A 14,190-nucleotide genomic window follows, 5' to 3' on the forward strand; every position below is an offset into this window, starting at 1 on the left:
TCACGTCCCGTACAGACGGGCCTCCCAGCGGGCGTGGGAGCGGCGGCCGGACAGGCGCCACAGGATGCGGGCGGGCAGGGGCGCCTTGCTGAGGAACGTGCGCTGCTCTTCGGGCCTCGCCACCGCCATCAACGCGCTGAAGGCGCGCAGCAGATGCTTCCTCTCCAGCTTCGCCAGGCTGATCTCGCCGAGTTCCTCCCATTCGGCGACGCTGAGATGTTCGGCGGCCAGCGGCAGGATCGTCTTCTCCTCCTCGTCCATGTGTGCGTTCAACACCGAGCCCAGTTCGGCGAGTTGGTCCGCCACCTGAACGCAGAGGGATGGCCGGGGATCGGCGGTCAGTTCGTCCAGCGCGCCCGTGACCTGCGTGACCAGCTCTTCGAGGCGGTGGTGCTGTTCCTCCATGCGCGTGATCGCCTCGGCGTGCCCCGCCGTCCGGGCCGCGAGCCGGGGCCAGAGGAATTCGTCCTCGCTGACGTGGTGGGCTTCCAGGCTCATGAGCATGAACCGCACCGCGTCGACGACCAGCGCGGCCCGCGCGGTGTCGCCGGGCCGCAGTCCGCGCACCAGACGCGGCAGTTCCGCGCACGACTGACGGAAGCTGCGATGCACCACCACCATGTCGTGGACATCCGGCTTCGAGTTGACTGCCTCGGACATGTTGCCTGCCTCGGACACGTTGACTGCCTCGGACATGCTGTTCCTAGCCCATGCTCAGTTGGTCGTGAAAGCGGTGTGCGAGGTCCGTGAGCTCTTCCGCGTTCCGCGCGGTCTGCTGGAGGTCGACGAGGACTTCGTCGGCCCCGGCCGCGTGGGCGGCGAGCAGGTAGTCCGACACCTGCTCGACCGTCCCCCGGTGCGGAACGGCGTCGCTCGGGGCGGCCTCGGGCGTCACCACGGGGTTCACCCGGACGACGGTGCGCAGGGCCTCGGGGTCACGTCCGTTCGCCTCCGCGATCTGCCTGATCTGGCCGATGACGTAGGCCAGTTGCGGCACCGGCAGCGCCACTCCCGCCCAGCCGTCCGCGCGACGGCCGATACGTTCCAGCGTGGCCGGGTGCCCGGCGGTACGAGTGAGCGGTGCCGGGTCGTGATCAGCGCGGCGTTGCCGGGGGTGCCCGGGAGCAGCGGAGTCACCTGGGCGGTGTGGACGCGTTGTCCAGGAGCACCAGGATCCGGCGATCGGCGGTCAGGGTGCGGTAGGCCCCGGCGCGGCCGGTGGGCGTCGCGGGGATCGCGGCGGCGGGCATGCCGAGCGCGAGCAGGAAGTCGACCAATACGTCGGCCGGATCGGCGGGTTGGCCGCCGTCGCCCCGCAGGTCCACGTAGAGTTGCCCGTCCGGATAGTCGCCGCGGATGCCGTGGGCGACGCGCAACCCGAGCGCCGTCTTTCCCACGCCGCCGATACCGCTGAGCACCGAGATCGCGACGGCTTCCCCGCTGGGCCGCAACGCGAGCCGGAGCCGCTCGCGCAACCGCTCCCGCCCGATGAAGTCGCCCGGCGCGGGGGGAAGTTGCTGCGGGCGGAGGCCGGTCGGGGGCTCTGGAATCTCCGGAGCCTTGGGGGCGTCCAGGGCCTCCGGAACCTCCCGAAAGTCCTCGACACGCGTCGGGGCAGCGCCGGTCGACGCCGTGACACCGGCCGGCGTCGTCACACCCGTCGAAGGCGCGGTCGTAACAATGCCAGAGACAGTGTCACCGAGGATGCGTGCCTGCAACTCACGCAACTCCGGCCCCGGGTCCATGCCCGGTTCGGCCACCATCATCTCGCGGGCCGCGGCGTAGACCGCCAGTGCCTCCGCCGCCCGCCCGGAGTGTTACAGCGCACGCATGCGCAGCGCGTACAGGTCCTCCCGCAGTGGATGGTCGGCGATCAGCGAGACCAGTTCCGTCGCCACACGCGCGTGCTCGCCCAGTTCGTCGGCGCACTCCAACTGCGCCACCTGGGCGTTCAGCCGCAGTTCGGCGACCCGTCGGCGGTACCGCCGGACGTAGGGGCCGGGCACGCCGGACAGCGGCTCCCCCGACCACAGCGCCAGCGCGGCGTCGAACGCGCGCAGGGCGGGGCCGGCCTGCCGCACGGCCCGCAGTGCCTCGCCCTCGCGGGCGAGCCGCTCGAAACGCAGGGCGTCGACGGCCTGTTCCGGAATGTCGAGCTGGTATCCGCCCGGCATGGTCTCCAGCCGGGAGCGCTCCTCGCCCAGCGAGAGGCGGATGCGGTAGACGTACGTCTGCACCGAGCGCACCGCGTTGACGGGGGGCTCCTCCCACAGCGCGTCGATGAGGTGGTCGAGGCCGCACTGACGTCCTTGTGCCAGCAGGAGCCGCACCAGGACCGCACGCTGCAACGGGCTGCCGAGATCCAGCTCGCGTCCGTCATGACGACCGCTCAGCGGCCCGAGCAGCCCGAACTCGTACCCCTGTACCCCCGTTACCACCTGCCGGAATCTAGCGGGCAGTTCGTTCGGCCCGTGGTCGGTGGCGTCGGCCGGACACACCAGCACCATCAGCAGCAGGCCGAGGCCTCCCCGAGACAGAAATACGGCTTCTCGGGCAATCGTTTGCCTGGTCAGCAGCCGACGGCGGCGTCCCCGCGGAACGCCCCAGCCACCACGGGGACCAGCTGCCGCTCGATCCGCTCGGCGGACATGACGGCCAGCTCGGCGCCGATGGGTGCCAGCGCGAGCCAGTTCAGCAGGCCGGCTGCGCATCGCGTACGGAAGATCAGTTCCTGGTCGTCGACTCCCGGAAGGTGCGCTGTCAGCACCCGAAGGGCAACCCGGCGAGACTCGTCGAACTTGCAGGCCAGCCGCTCCCACCCCCGGGGCGCATCGATACCGACGACGCGCGCCACAGTCCGCATCACGGCCAGGTCTTGTCCACCGGCCACGAGTGCCCGCACCATCGGCCGGGCGCGATCTGTGATCTCGCGGACTGTCACGCCCTCCTGGCCTCATTGAGCGAACAACTCCAAGGCGGCCGCCTGCAGGCCGTCCCGCGTGCGCCGACCGGCCTCTCGGCGCAGATCCTTCTTATTCGCCCCTGTCACAGCATGAATTCAAACATCTGCTTGACAGCCTGAACCGCCATCCATAGGCTCCATCCATGAAGTCAAGCGAACGTTTGAATTACTAAGAGCGTGCGAGAGACCGCTGCGACCTGGAGGAACACGACATGAAGCTGCTCAACCGGAAGACGATCATCGCCGCGGCCGCGATAGCGAGCCTGGGTGGTCTTGCCATCGCCGCTGCGCCGACACAGGCCGCAAGCCCCGTCGCCGGCAGCGCGGCGGTCCACGCGGACCTGACTCCTGGCGACCTGGCGAAGCTGCCGCTCACGAACCGCCATCTGACCAAGCACGAGAGGGCCAATCTCGCAGTCGTCCTGCGCGCGTACCACGTGGCGGAGGGCAACAGCCTGGACGTCGACGCGTTCGTCAACAGCTTCGCCAAGGACGGCGTATTCAACGACGAGGTCGCCGGCCAGAGCTACCAAGGCAAGGCGCTCGGCGACGTTCTGCCCTACATGGCCAACCTCTTCCCCGATGTTCACCGTGACCTCAAGCGCATCACCGTGAACGGTGACGTGGTCAGCATCGAGCTGTCGATCCAGGGCACGTTCGAGGGGCCGCTGCAGTCGCCGGCGGGCACCGTCAAGCCGACCGGCGCGAAGGTCGACGTACCGACTGCCGACTTCTGGTACCTGCGCAACGGCAAGGTCGAGAAGTTCAACTGCTACGTCGGGTACTCGACCATGTACGCCCAGATGGGCATCAACTTCGACTGGGCCTCGGCGGTCAACAAGGACTGAGCCGTTCCCCGGGGGGTGATGCCCAGTGCGGCCGCGCATCCCCCCCGGGGAAGGGGGATGAGATCGGGCTTCGCCGCGAGCTGAGCTCGAACGGTCGGCCCGTCCCGCCCGTAGGTACTGCTCAACCCACCGCAAGCACGCCCCAGCGTGGCAGTCGGAAGTGCCGCTTGGAGAGACGGGCGGGCGAGTGACTCAGGTAGTCAGTTCCGCCTCACGGCACACCGGGCAGGTCAGGCGCCTGGCCGGCCGGTCGTGGATCACTTTGCCGGGTTGGGCGCTCCCCCGCATGACCACCGACTCGGACCGCACGTGCTCGGGGCAGACAGCGGCCCCGCACACTCGGCAGACGGCTACTGGTTCCGTGGTCCGCCCCGCCTGGGCGCATTCATAGCAGTTCATCTACGTGCCTCTCAGCCGTGCAGCAGACATTACGAGCGTATCGCCGCAGAACCGGACTCGCTTGTCGTGCGCATCGGGCACATCGGGCGCATCAGAGCGCCGCTCGTCTCCGCATTCATGACGGGCCTGCGCACTCTGGGCCGGGGGGGCGCCCGGCGCCTTGCTTTTCAGAAGCCCTCACTCGCAAGAGAAACTTCCGCCCAGATCGTCTTGCCGGCCCGCGTGTGGCGGCTTCCCCAGCGCTGTGCGAGTTGGGCGACGATGAACAGACCGCGGCCGCCTTCGTCGAATGTGCGGGCGCGCCGCAGGTGGGGGGCCGTGCTGCTGGTGTCGCTCACTTCGCAGATGAGCGTGCTGTCGCGGATCAGTCGCAGCTGCACGGGTGGATGGCCGTAGCGGATGGCGTTGGTGACCAGTTCGCTGACGATCAGTTCGGTGGCGAAGGCGAGGTCCTCCAGATGCCAGTTTGCGAGCGCACCGTTTACCAGTTCCCGGGTGCGAGCGACAACGGCCGGTTCCGAAGGCAGTTCCCAGTCGGCTACCTGATCGCCGCCCAGGGCCCGGGTGCGGGCCAGTAGGAGGGCGGCGTCGTCGGTGCGGACGCCGGGCAGCAGAGCCTTGAGCGCGCTGTCGCAGGTGTCCTCCAACGGACGTTTCGAGTCGGCGAGGGACGTTCGAAGCACGGCTCGGCCCTCGTCGACGTCACGGTTCGCACCGTCGATGACACCGTTGGTGTAGAGGGCAAGGACGCTGCCTTCCGGCATGTCGAACTCCGCTGTTTCGAAAGGCAGCCCTCCCAGGCCCAGCGGGGGGCCGGCCGGAAGGCTCAGGAAGTCCGTGGTGCCGTCAGGCGTGACGAGAACCGGCGCGGGGTGGCCCGCCCGAGCCATGGTGCAGCGGCGGGAGACGGGATCGTAGACGGCGTAGAGACAGGTGGCTCCCACCTCGCCCTGTCCGTCGACGGGCGTGTGGCTGGTGCCGTCCGCCGGGTCGCCACGGTCCATGCGCAGGACGAGGTCGTCGAGCTGGGTGAGCAACTCGTCGGGCGCGAGGTCGACATCGGCGAGAGTACGGACGGCCGTGCACAACCGACCCATGGTCGCGGACGCCTGAATGCCGCGTCCTACAACGTCTCCCACCACGAGTGCCACCCTCGCTCCCGACAGCGGGATGACGTCGTACCAGTCACCGCCGATGCCCACCTCGGGGTCCGCCGGCAGATACCGGCAGGCCACCTCCACGGCGGCCTGATGGACAACGCGTTCAGGCAGGAGACCGGCCTGCAGAGCGAGTGCGATGTCGCGTTCGCGGGTGTAGCGGCGGGCGTTGTCGATGTAGACCGCCGCTCGGGCGGCGAGCTCCTCCGCCAGCCGAAGGTCTTCCTCGTCGAAGTCTTCGGCGGTGCGGTGGCGACAGAAGACCGCCACGCCCAGGGTCACACCTCGGGCGCACAGAGGTGCCACCAGCAAGGAATGAATCCCATGAGTCCTGATGCTCCTGGCGCGGTCGGGGCACCCCACGGCCCACGACCCGAGAGTGGTGTCGTCGACCTGATGGCGCGAGGCGCTGCCGGTGGCCAGGGCGCGGCCCGGCGGGGACTGCTCGTGGTAGCTGTGCACCTGCCTGAGCGCGACCACGGCCTCGGGGCATCCCGGTATGACGGAGTGCTGGGCGGTGCGGCGCAGTGACGAGCGGTCACCGGCAGGAGGTGTCTCGAATTCGGTGACGACGAGGCTTTCGATCAGGTCGACGGTGACGAAGTCGGCGAAGTGTTCTGTGGCCACTTCCGCCAACTCCTGCGCTGTGCGTGTGACATCGAGTGTCGTACCGATCCGCAACCCGGCTTCGTTGAGAACGCTCAGCCGCTGGCGGGCACGGAACTGCTCTGTCGTGTCGGCTGCCGCCTGGGACAGTGCGCATACCTGGCCTTCGCGGTCCTTGACCGGATAGAGCGAGAGCAGCCATGCGTGGGGGTGCGTCTCGCCGGGGGTGCGCAGATAGGCCTCCACCTGCGTCGGCTCACCCCGGCGCCAGACTTGTTCGGCAGCCTCTCCGATGCGTTCCAGACCCTTCATCGGTTGTCCCGGGCCGGTATGGCCGATCTGGATGCCGAGGAGATCGCGCTCCGGCATCCCCATCACACGGGTCGTAGCAGCATTGACCGCACAGCACAGACCCTCCCGGTCGAAGAGCGCCATCGGCAGCGGAAGCTGTTCGAGCGCCCACAGCTTGACGCGGGAGAGATCCGGTTCACCCGTAGCAGCCGGACCTGTGGCAGAACGTTCAACACCCGTGACGGTGAGAAACCAGTCGGTCTCGCCGATCGCGTTGAGCAGAGGGTGGGCCTCCAGGCGGACGCGAAGAGTGTGGCCGTCATGGTGATGTACAGCGACGGAGCCGGTCCATGGCACGGCCTCGGCCCAGCAGCGCCGGTACTCGGCCGGAAGGGGCCCGGACAGGAATCCGGCAAGGCGCTTGCCGAGCACGTCCTCGGGCCGGTAGCCCAGCAGCTCACGCGCCGCGTCACTCCAAGCAGTGGCAACGCCCCGGGCATCCAGCGCTATGACGGCAGCCTGCCTCGGTACCAGCCGCCCGTCGTCAGGACCGGCCGACACAGCGACCTCCTCGTCCACAGGTGGACCACTGTCCTGGTCGCCCTCGTCCGCAGGGCGCTCCAGGCTTCTCCAGCCTGCGCCCGTCGTCGCACTTTCTCAACGACAGGACCTTGTGGACTCGCGGCACTCGTGCGCCGGCGAGAGGGACGTCACGGCTCTCTCACGCCCCGCAGCGTTCGGATGTCCCTCAAGGGGTCCGACTCGATCCGTGAGATCTCGTCGAAGATCATGCCGGCCCGGTGAGTGGTGTCGAACGCGGGCCAGGCGGCGCCGGGATGGCCGTGGCGCGCGAAGGACGCCCACGCGGAGCTCATGGCGTCCGCGAGGCGCTGTGGCGCGGCGGGGCCGGTGAACCGGTCGACGCCCGGGGCACACAGATTGTCGAACACGAAGGGGAGGTCGAGCGAGTGGCAGGCGCCCAGCTCCCCGTTCCGGGCCGTGGAACGCCAGGTGAACAGGTACGTCCACACCTGGCTGGTTCGGGCTGCGTGCGCCTCGACGAGCCTCGCGGTAGGCGCGTGGAACATGCGTTCCCCCATGAGGGCGGCGAGGATCTCGTCTCCGCGCGGCGCCTGCGGGCCGACCAGGAACAGACGCTCCTCTTCCAGGGTGGTTCCCGAGATCAGGGGTATCGGGGGTACGGCTCCTGAGGTGAACGCTGCCAGCGGCGCCTGCGGAAGGGTGATTCCGTCAACGACGGGAGCGAACGGCAGGCCGAGAGGGTCGCCGCGCTCGCGCATGCTCTCCCCCACCGATTGCTGCGCATGGAGAAGGGTGTCGACCGGGAGGTCGAGGAGCCGCCGTGCCTCGTGTTCGGGAAGGGCGAGCGCGGACAGCAGGTCCCGGGCCACGGCGGTGGCCCGCTCGCGGGTGTGCGTGTACTCGGCGCTGCCGCTCTGGGCGATGGCCTTGTGAAAGAGGCCCTGTGCGGCCGGCATGGCCATCAGCGTGAGGACGCTCATCGCCCCGGCGGACTGTCCGAACACGGTGATGTTGTCCGGATCGCCGCCGCACCCGGTGATGTTGTCCCGCACCCAGTGCAGGGCGGCGATCTGGTCCAGCAGACCCAGGTTGCCGGATGACGCGTACTCGTCCCCGAGCAGCTCGCCCAGGTACAGGAACCCCAGGAGGCCGAGTCGGTAGTTCACGGTGACGACGACCACGTCGTGCCGTGCGGCGAGCCGGCTGCCGTCGAACACCAGGTCACGGCCCGAGCCCGTCAGGAATGCTCCTCCGTGCAGCCACACCATGACGGGCAGGTTGTGGGCGCCGCGCTCAGGCGTCCATACGTTGACGGTGAGGCACGACTCCTCGCTCGTGGGAAGCGGCGGATGGCCGAACATCTGCTCCAGCACCGGGTCACGCGGTTGCGGTGCGGCAGGGCCGTAGTCCGTTGCCGGTTTCGGCCGCGTCCAGGGCTCCGGCGGCTGCGGGGGCCGGAAGCGCAGGCGTCCCACCGGCGGAGCCGCGAACGGGATGCCTTTGAATACGCGCACGCCTTCGTCGGTGACGCCCTGGACCGGTCCGTGCGTCGTGTCGGCAGTCTGTCCGACCATACGGAACTCCTTCGTCAACGGGCGGCCCGGTGCGTGTCCGGCATCGTCCGCCGGACACGCTCGCCGCTCTCTTCGTGTGCCGATGCTGTCTTCGTGGGCCGATGCGCCGCCGCTACTTCGGGGTGACGGCCCAGGCGAGGTCGGGTATGTAGCTGGGGGCGGCGGTGAAACCGGCCAGCTTCTTGCCGTTGAAGGCGAACAGCCCATCCATGCGCAGCACGGAGACGAACCACGCCTGGTCGACGACGTAGCGCATCGCGTCCTGGTACAGGGCCCGCCGGTTTTGCGCAGGCGCCGCGTTCGCCTTGGCGATCATCCGGGTCAGCTTGGGATCCGACGTGGCGAAGGGGTTGAAGGCGGTCGGGTGCGGCAGCATCCAGTCCAGGGCGAGTGTGTAGGTAGGTGCGCCGCCGTAGCCGAAGCCCAGGACCGGGTACTTCTTCGATGTGGCGGACGCGAGCCACTGTCCGACGCTGGTGTCGGTGGTGACGTCGGTCTTGACACCGATCTTCTGCCACTGCTGGACCACGGCCTGGGACACGAGGTCGATACCGAAGAATCCCTGGGTTTCCATCTTCAGCCGGAACCCGTTCGGGTATCCCGCCTCCGCGAGGAGCTTCTTCGCCTTTGCCGGGTCGTAGGAGTAGTGGTCGTCGTAGTCGGGGGCGAAGCCGTCGAGGCCGGGCAGGGAGATCTGGTCCGTGGGGTGGCCGTGTGTCTGGACGACGGCCTTGGTGATCGCGGCTCGGTCGACGGCGTAGTTGAGCGCCCTGCGGACGCGCACGTCCTTGAGGGGCGGGGCGAGGGTGCCGTCGCGGTCGGCGAGGGTGACTCCGAGGAAGACGTTGGGGCTGCCGGTGACGTTGAGTCCCGCGGCCTTGGCGGTGTCGACCTGGTTGGCGGTGATCGCCATGGCGTCGGCCTGTCCCGTCCTGATGGCCTGGAGCGCCGAGTTGGGGTTGGCGACGACCTTGATGACCACCTTCTTCCAGTGGATCTTCTTCTTGTCCCAGTAGTTCGGGTTGGGTGTGTAGGTGTAGTGGTCGCCCGTCGCGGTGTGGGCCGTGTCGAGCACGTAGGGTCCCGCTCCGAAGGACTTGGTGCCCATGGCGCCCGGCGAGGACAGAGCCTTGGGGCTGATGGCGGAGCCGATCATGAGTACCTGGCTCAGGAGCTGGGGCAGGATCGGGTTGGGGTCGGCGCACCGGATGCGCACGGTCAGGGGTCCGGTGGCGGTGACCGAGCTGATGGCCGAGGTCCAGGAGACGTTGAGGCCGTTCTTCCGGGTGTAGTTGAGGGAGGCTGCGACGGCCTTGGCGTCCAGCGGGGTGCCGTCGGCGAACTTGAGGTTCGGGCGCAGCGTGAAGTCGAAGGTCTTGTTGCCAGTGCCGACGTAGCCCCACTTCGTCGCCAGGCCCGCGGTGGTTTTGCCGCCCGGACCCAGGCGGAGCACCGTGTCGTAGGCGAGGTTGACGAACCAGTTGTCCGAACCGACATTGGCCTTGGCGGGGTTGAGACTCGCGGGCGCACCCGCCGAAACGACGGTGAGCGTGCCCCCGGAGGCGCCGTCGGAGCCCGAGGACCCTGAGCCGCTGCACGCGGTGGTCGCTGCCGCGAGCGCGGCGAGCGCCGCCACTCCCGCGGCTATTCGCTGTCTGCGCATGATGCTTCCTTACGTTCCGGGCCGCTGGGTGCGGATTCGAGTTGCTGTCCGGTCGTGGGCCGCGGCATGGGCGGCCCGTGGAGTTCCGCGGAGCGGTGACAGGCGACGGTGCGATCGCCTCCGTCGGTGCTCTCCCGTCCGCTCGGCAACGGCTGCAGATCGGGGCGTTCGCGGTGGCACAGGTCGATGGCGTGGGGACAGCGGTGGACGAAGGCGCACCCCGTGCCGCCGGACGCAGCGCCCAGGACCCGGTTGGCCTCTCGTGCCGACCTGCGCACCCGCTGCACGCGAGGATCCGGTTCGGGCACGGCCTCGAGCAGCATGCGCGTGTAGGGGTGCACCGGATCGCTGTACACCGTCTCGGCAGGCCCCGATTCCATGACCTGGCCCCGGTAGAGCACGACGATGCGATGGGACAGATGGCGCACCACGGGCAGGTCGTGGGCGATGAAGAGATAGCTGAGGGAGAGTTCCTGCTGGAGGTCCGCGAGCAGGTTCATCACCTGTGCCTGGATCGAGAGGTCGAGGGCGCTGACCGGTTCGTCGCAGATCACCAGGCGGGGATGGAGCATCAGCGCGCGGGCGATGGCGATGCGTTGGCGCTGGCCGCCCGAGAACTGTCCGGGAAAGCGGTGCGCGGTGTCGGCCGGCAGGCCCACGCGTTCGAGCATGGACGTGATGCGCCGGCTGACGGCCTTGCGGTCCGTCCCGCCGTGCGCCAGGAACGGCTCGGCCAAGGTCTGCCCGATGGTGCGGGCCGGATTGAGGGAGGAATAGGGATCCTGGAAGACCACCTGGAGCCGGGCGCTCAACGCACGCCTGTCCCTGGTCGAGGCGCGGAGGATGTCCCGTCCCTCGAACTGGATGTCGCCCGAGTGGACCGGGCCCAGTCCGAGCACGGCGCGGCCGAGGGTGGACTTGCCCGATCCCGACTCGCCGACGAGACCGACGGTCTCGCCCTCGGCGATCGTCAGCGAGACGCCGTCCAGGGCCCGGAACGGTGGTGTCCGACGGCCCTGCCGGAACTGGACGACGAGGTCGCTGATGTGCAGGAGGGTTGGCTGGGTCATGCGCGGCTGCCTTCCGCGAGGAGCTGCTGGTGGTGGACGCAGCGGGTGAGCCGGTCGGGCGCGGGCACGGTGAGCGGCACCGGGCCTTCGCCGCACGTCTCGTCGGCGAGACGGCAGCGGGCGGCGAAGCGGCAGCCGGCCGGCCAGTCGCCGGGCGCGGGCACGGTTCCCGGGATCGTGGGCAGCGGTTCGCCGTGGCGGGCGAGGTGAGGGTTGGCGCCCAGCAGTCCCACCGTGTACGGGTGGAGGGGCCGGTCGAACATCGGCTCCACCTCGCCCTGTTCCACCACCTGCCCGGCGTACATCACCACGGAGCGGTGGCACAGGTCGGCGACGACGCCCCAGTCATGGGTGACGATGAGCACCGCCATGCCCGTCCGCTCCTGCAGCGTGCGCAGCAGGCTGAGGATCTCAGCCTGCACAGTGACGTCGAGCGCGGTCGTGGGCTCGTCCGCGATCAGCAACTCGGGGTCACCCGCGAGGGCCAGGGCGATGGCCACCCGCTGTGCCATCCCGCCGGACAGTTGGTGGGGGTAACGCGTCGCCACGCCGGCCGGGTCGGGAATGTTCACCATCTCCAGGAGCTGCGTCACCCGTGCGCGTGCCGCGCGGCGGTCGCTCTTGTGGTGCCTGCGCACCGCCTCGGCGAGCTGCTTGCCGACTGAGAACGTCGGGTCGAGGGCGACCATCGGCTCCTGCGAGACGTAGGCGATGCCGGTGCCGCGGACGTGCTCCAGGGCGCGGGGCGCGCCGACGAGATCGACGCCGTTGAAGAGGACCTGTCCCCCGGTGATCTCGCCGCCTCCCGGGACGAGCCCCAGGATGCCCAACGATGTGACCGACTTGCCGCATCCCGACTCGCCGACCAGGCCGAGGGTCTCCCCCGCGTCCAGCTGGAAGCTGACGCCTTGCACCACGGGCGTCCCGCCGATGCTGATCGACAGGTCGCGTACCGTCAGCAGTGCTCCGGATTCGGTCGGCGCGCTCGCCACGGCGCCGTTCCGGGGGAAAACGACTGTGGCCGTACGCGACTTGGCCCGCCGCTCCGGCGCGCCCAGTTTCGGTATGGACCAGTTCTCCGTGGCCGCGTCCCTGATGGCGTCGCCCAGGATGGCCAGTGCCATCACGGTGAGGACGAGCGGGACACCGGCGGGAACGAGCATCCACGGCGCGCGGTCGATGTTCTGGGAGGCGTCCGCGACGAGACCGCCCCAGGACGGGGCGGGCGGTTGGGCGCCCAGCCCGAGGAAGCCGAGGCCGGACTGGATGACGACGACGACCGCGGCGAACAGCGACGACTGGACGATGACCGTACTGGCCAGCCGCGGCAGGATGTGGCGGCGCATGATCCCGGCCCGGCTCAGGCCCGCCACCTGGGCCGCGGCGACATAGAGTTCCTCGCGGATGCCGAGGGTCTGGGACCTCAGAACGCGGGTGATGCCGGGACTGCCGAGAACACCGAACGTGATCATCGCGGCGTGCAGATTGCCCGGGAACACCGAGAGCACCACCAGGACGATGATGATCCCTGGAAGGGCGAACAGCAGATCGGCGGTCCGCGTGACGAGCCAGTCGACCCATCCCCTGAGGAAGCCGGCCGCCAGTCCGGAGGTGACGCCGATCAGAAGAAAGACGGCCAGTGCCTCCGCGACGGCCAGGAGCGTGGAGCGGCCACCGTAGAGCAGGCGGCTGAGCAGGTCCCTGCCGAGGTTGTCGGTGCCGAGAAGATGGTGGCCGGAGGGGCCGGCGAGTACCTGGCCCAGGTCCTGGTCCAGCGGACCGTGGGCGGACACGGCGGGGGCCGCGAGCGTGGCGACGGTGACCAGGACCAGCCAGCCGAAGGACAGCGCTCCTCCGGGACGGCGCAGTACCCGTTTCATGAGTCCGGGGCGTCGGACGGCCGGAGCGGACGGGGTCGGAGCGGACGTCGGGGCGAGTTTCATGAGGTACGCACCCTCGGGTCGAGTCGGCCGTAGGCCAGGTCCACGAGCAGGTTGACGATCACCACGAGGACGGTGATGTAGAGGACGGCTCCCTGGATGACGGGGATGTCGTGCTGGACGGTCGCCTGCTGGGTGAGACTGCCGAGCCCGGGCATGGCGAACACGGTCTCCACGAACACGGACGCGGCGAGCAGGCTGACCAGCACGACGCCGAGAACCGTGACGACGGGCAGGGCGGCGTTGCGCAGCGCGTGCCGGTACAGAACCGAGCGCCGGGAGAACCCGTTGGCCTCCATCACCCGGATGAAGTCCCGGCCGAAGGTGTCCAGCACCGCGTCACGGGTCTGCTTGGCGATGATCGCCACCGCGCTCAACGACAGTGACAGAACCGGCAGGACGAGCGAGCGCGCCCACTCGGCCGGGCCGTCGGCGAAGGGCACATAGCCCGTGACGGGGAACCAGCGCAGCTGCACGGAACCGACCGCGATCAGCACGAGTGCGAACCAGAACGCCGGCACCGCCAGGCCGACGAGCGACAGGCCGTCGACGAGCTTCACCAGGAAGCCGCCGCGCCGTGCGCTCACCAGGCCGAGCGCCACTCCGAGAACACCGGAGACCAGGGTGCCCGCAATGATCAGGGACAGGGACACCGGCAGCCTGGCGCCGAGTACGTCGGTCACCGCCTCGCCGCTGAACAGGGAGGCGCCGAGGTCACCGTGGAAGACGCGCGCCAGCCATTGCCCGTACTGGACGGGCAGCGCCTCGTCCAGACCCAGCTGCCCGCGCACGGCCTGGTACTGCTCGACGGTCGCGTGTTGACCGACGATCGTGCGAGCCGGATCTCCGGGGACAAGGGACACCAGGACGAAGGTCAACGCGGAGACCAGAAACAAGAGGGGGATCGACGACAGCAGTCGCCTTGCCACCAGGCGCAGGATTGCCATGCTCACCTCACCGTGAGTCGTGCAACTGATCGGTCGTTCATGTCTTTTCGGGGGCGCTAGTCACAGCCGCCCGCCACCGGAGCCGGGCGGGAGAGCGGTGACCGCGAGAACGAGAAGGAAGTCGGCTCCCAGAACGGGGCCACGAAGAGGTCGGCGCGCAGGTCCTGTCGCGGCGTCTGGTTCCACCGGC

General features: G+C 69.3%; 11 protein-coding genes and 1 pseudogene. 1 reads left to right on the top strand and 11 read right to left on the bottom strand.

The window, feature by feature from the left end:
- The 4 genes and pseudogenes from OG254_RS01780 to OG254_RS01795 all read right to left on the bottom strand — a co-directional run bounded on the left by OG254_RS01780 (position 1) and on the right by OG254_RS01795 (position 2,941).
- Entirely contained in the window at positions 1-696 is a 696-nt protein-coding gene (locus tag OG254_RS01780) for a hemerythrin domain-containing protein (protein WP_405576643.1), read from the bottom strand.
- 7 nt (positions 697-703) lie between these two features.
- Positions 704-1,183 (bottom strand): LLM class flavin-dependent oxidoreductase, encoded by a 480-nt coding sequence (locus OG254_RS01785; protein ID WP_405594790.1) that lies wholly within the window; start codon positions 1,181-1,183, stop codon positions 704-706.
- Positions 1,134-2,507 (bottom strand): annotated as a pseudogene (locus OG254_RS01790) (BTAD domain-containing putative transcriptional regulator). Before OG254_RS01790 ends, OG254_RS01785 begins: the two are co-directional and overlap by 50 nt.
- Positions 2,508-2,569: 62 nt before the next feature.
- Positions 2,570-2,941 (bottom strand): hypothetical protein, encoded by a 372-nt coding sequence (locus OG254_RS01795; RefSeq protein WP_405576645.1) that lies wholly within the window; start codon positions 2,939-2,941, stop codon positions 2,570-2,572.
- 233 nt (positions 2,942-3,174) lie between these two features.
- Between OG254_RS01795 and OG254_RS01800 the strand changes: the two genes are divergently transcribed.
- Positions 3,175-3,810: a nuclear transport factor 2 family protein gene (locus OG254_RS01800; protein WP_405576647.1), complete on the top strand. Its 636-nt coding sequence runs from the start codon at positions 3,175-3,177 to the stop codon at positions 3,808-3,810.
- 192 nt (positions 3,811-4,002) lie between these two features.
- Here the strand turns inward: OG254_RS01800 and OG254_RS01805 are convergent, their stop codons facing one another.
- The 7 genes from OG254_RS01805 to OG254_RS01835 form a co-directional block, all read right to left on the bottom strand.
- Positions 4,003-4,209, bottom strand: a complete 207-nt coding sequence (locus OG254_RS01805; RefSeq protein WP_405576648.1) for a DUF2180 family protein — start codon at positions 4,207-4,209, stop codon at positions 4,003-4,005.
- 167 nt (positions 4,210-4,376) lie between these two features.
- Entirely contained in the window at positions 4,377-6,824 is a 2,448-nt protein-coding gene (locus OG254_RS01810; protein ID WP_405576650.1) for a SpoIIE family protein phosphatase, read from the bottom strand.
- 149 nt (positions 6,825-6,973) lie between these two features.
- Complete coding sequence (locus OG254_RS01815; RefSeq protein ID WP_405576651.1) at positions 6,974-8,380, bottom strand: carboxylesterase/lipase family protein; 1,407 nt, start codon at positions 8,378-8,380, stop codon at positions 6,974-6,976.
- 112 nt (positions 8,381-8,492) lie between these two features.
- On the bottom strand, positions 8,493-10,043 hold the full coding sequence (locus OG254_RS01820) for an ABC transporter substrate-binding protein (RefSeq protein WP_405576652.1): 1,551 nt from the start codon (positions 10,041-10,043) through the stop codon (positions 8,493-8,495).
- Positions 10,025-11,113, bottom strand: a complete 1,089-nt coding sequence (locus tag OG254_RS01825; RefSeq protein ID WP_405576653.1) for an ABC transporter ATP-binding protein — start codon at positions 11,111-11,113, stop codon at positions 10,025-10,027. The genes OG254_RS01820 and OG254_RS01825 overlap by 19 nt, the downstream gene beginning before the upstream one ends.
- Positions 11,110-13,056, bottom strand: coding sequence for a dipeptide/oligopeptide/nickel ABC transporter permease/ATP-binding protein (locus tag OG254_RS01830; protein ID WP_405576655.1), 1,947 nt, complete (start codon positions 13,054-13,056; stop codon positions 11,110-11,112). The genes OG254_RS01825 and OG254_RS01830 overlap by 4 nt, the downstream gene beginning before the upstream one ends.
- Positions 13,053-14,000 (bottom strand): ABC transporter permease, encoded by a 948-nt coding sequence (locus OG254_RS01835; RefSeq protein WP_405576657.1) that lies wholly within the window; start codon positions 13,998-14,000, stop codon positions 13,053-13,055. The genes OG254_RS01830 and OG254_RS01835 overlap by 4 nt, the downstream gene beginning before the upstream one ends.
- Positions 14,001-14,190: the final 190 nt, after the last annotated feature.

The sequence above is a fragment of the Streptomyces sp. NBC_01092 genome (assembly GCF_045039535.1).
Taxonomy (GTDB): Bacteria; Actinomycetota; Actinomycetes; order Streptomycetales; family Streptomycetaceae; genus Streptomyces.

Excerpts from the sequence above, each read along its gene's own strand:
- OG254_RS01830 (WP_405576655.1), bottom strand. The coding sequence starts at position 13,056 with ATGAAACTCGCCCCGACGTCCGCTCCGACCCCGTCCGCTCCGGCCGTC.
- OG254_RS01835 (WP_405576657.1), bottom strand. The coding sequence starts at position 14,000 with ATGGCAATCCTGCGCCTGGTGGCAAGGCGACTGCTGTCGTCGATCCCC.
- OG254_RS01820 (WP_405576652.1), bottom strand. The coding sequence starts at position 10,043 with ATGCGCAGACAGCGAATAGCCGCGGGAGTGGCGGCGCTCGCCGCGCTC.
- OG254_RS01815 (WP_405576651.1), bottom strand. The coding sequence starts at position 8,380 with ATGGTCGGACAGACTGCCGACACGACGCACGGACCGGTCCAGGGCGTC.
- OG254_RS01800 (WP_405576647.1), top strand. The coding sequence starts at position 3,175 with ATGAAGCTGCTCAACCGGAAGACGATCATCGCCGCGGCCGCGATAGCG.
- OG254_RS01805 (WP_405576648.1), bottom strand. The coding sequence starts at position 4,209 with ATGAACTGCTATGAATGCGCCCAGGCGGGGCGGACCACGGAACCAGTA.
- OG254_RS01825 (WP_405576653.1), bottom strand. The coding sequence starts at position 11,113 with ATGACCCAGCCAACCCTCCTGCACATCAGCGACCTCGTCGTCCAGTTC.
- OG254_RS01780 (WP_405576643.1), bottom strand. The coding sequence starts at position 696 with ATGTCCGAGGCAGTCAACGTGTCCGAGGCAGGCAACATGTCCGAGGCA.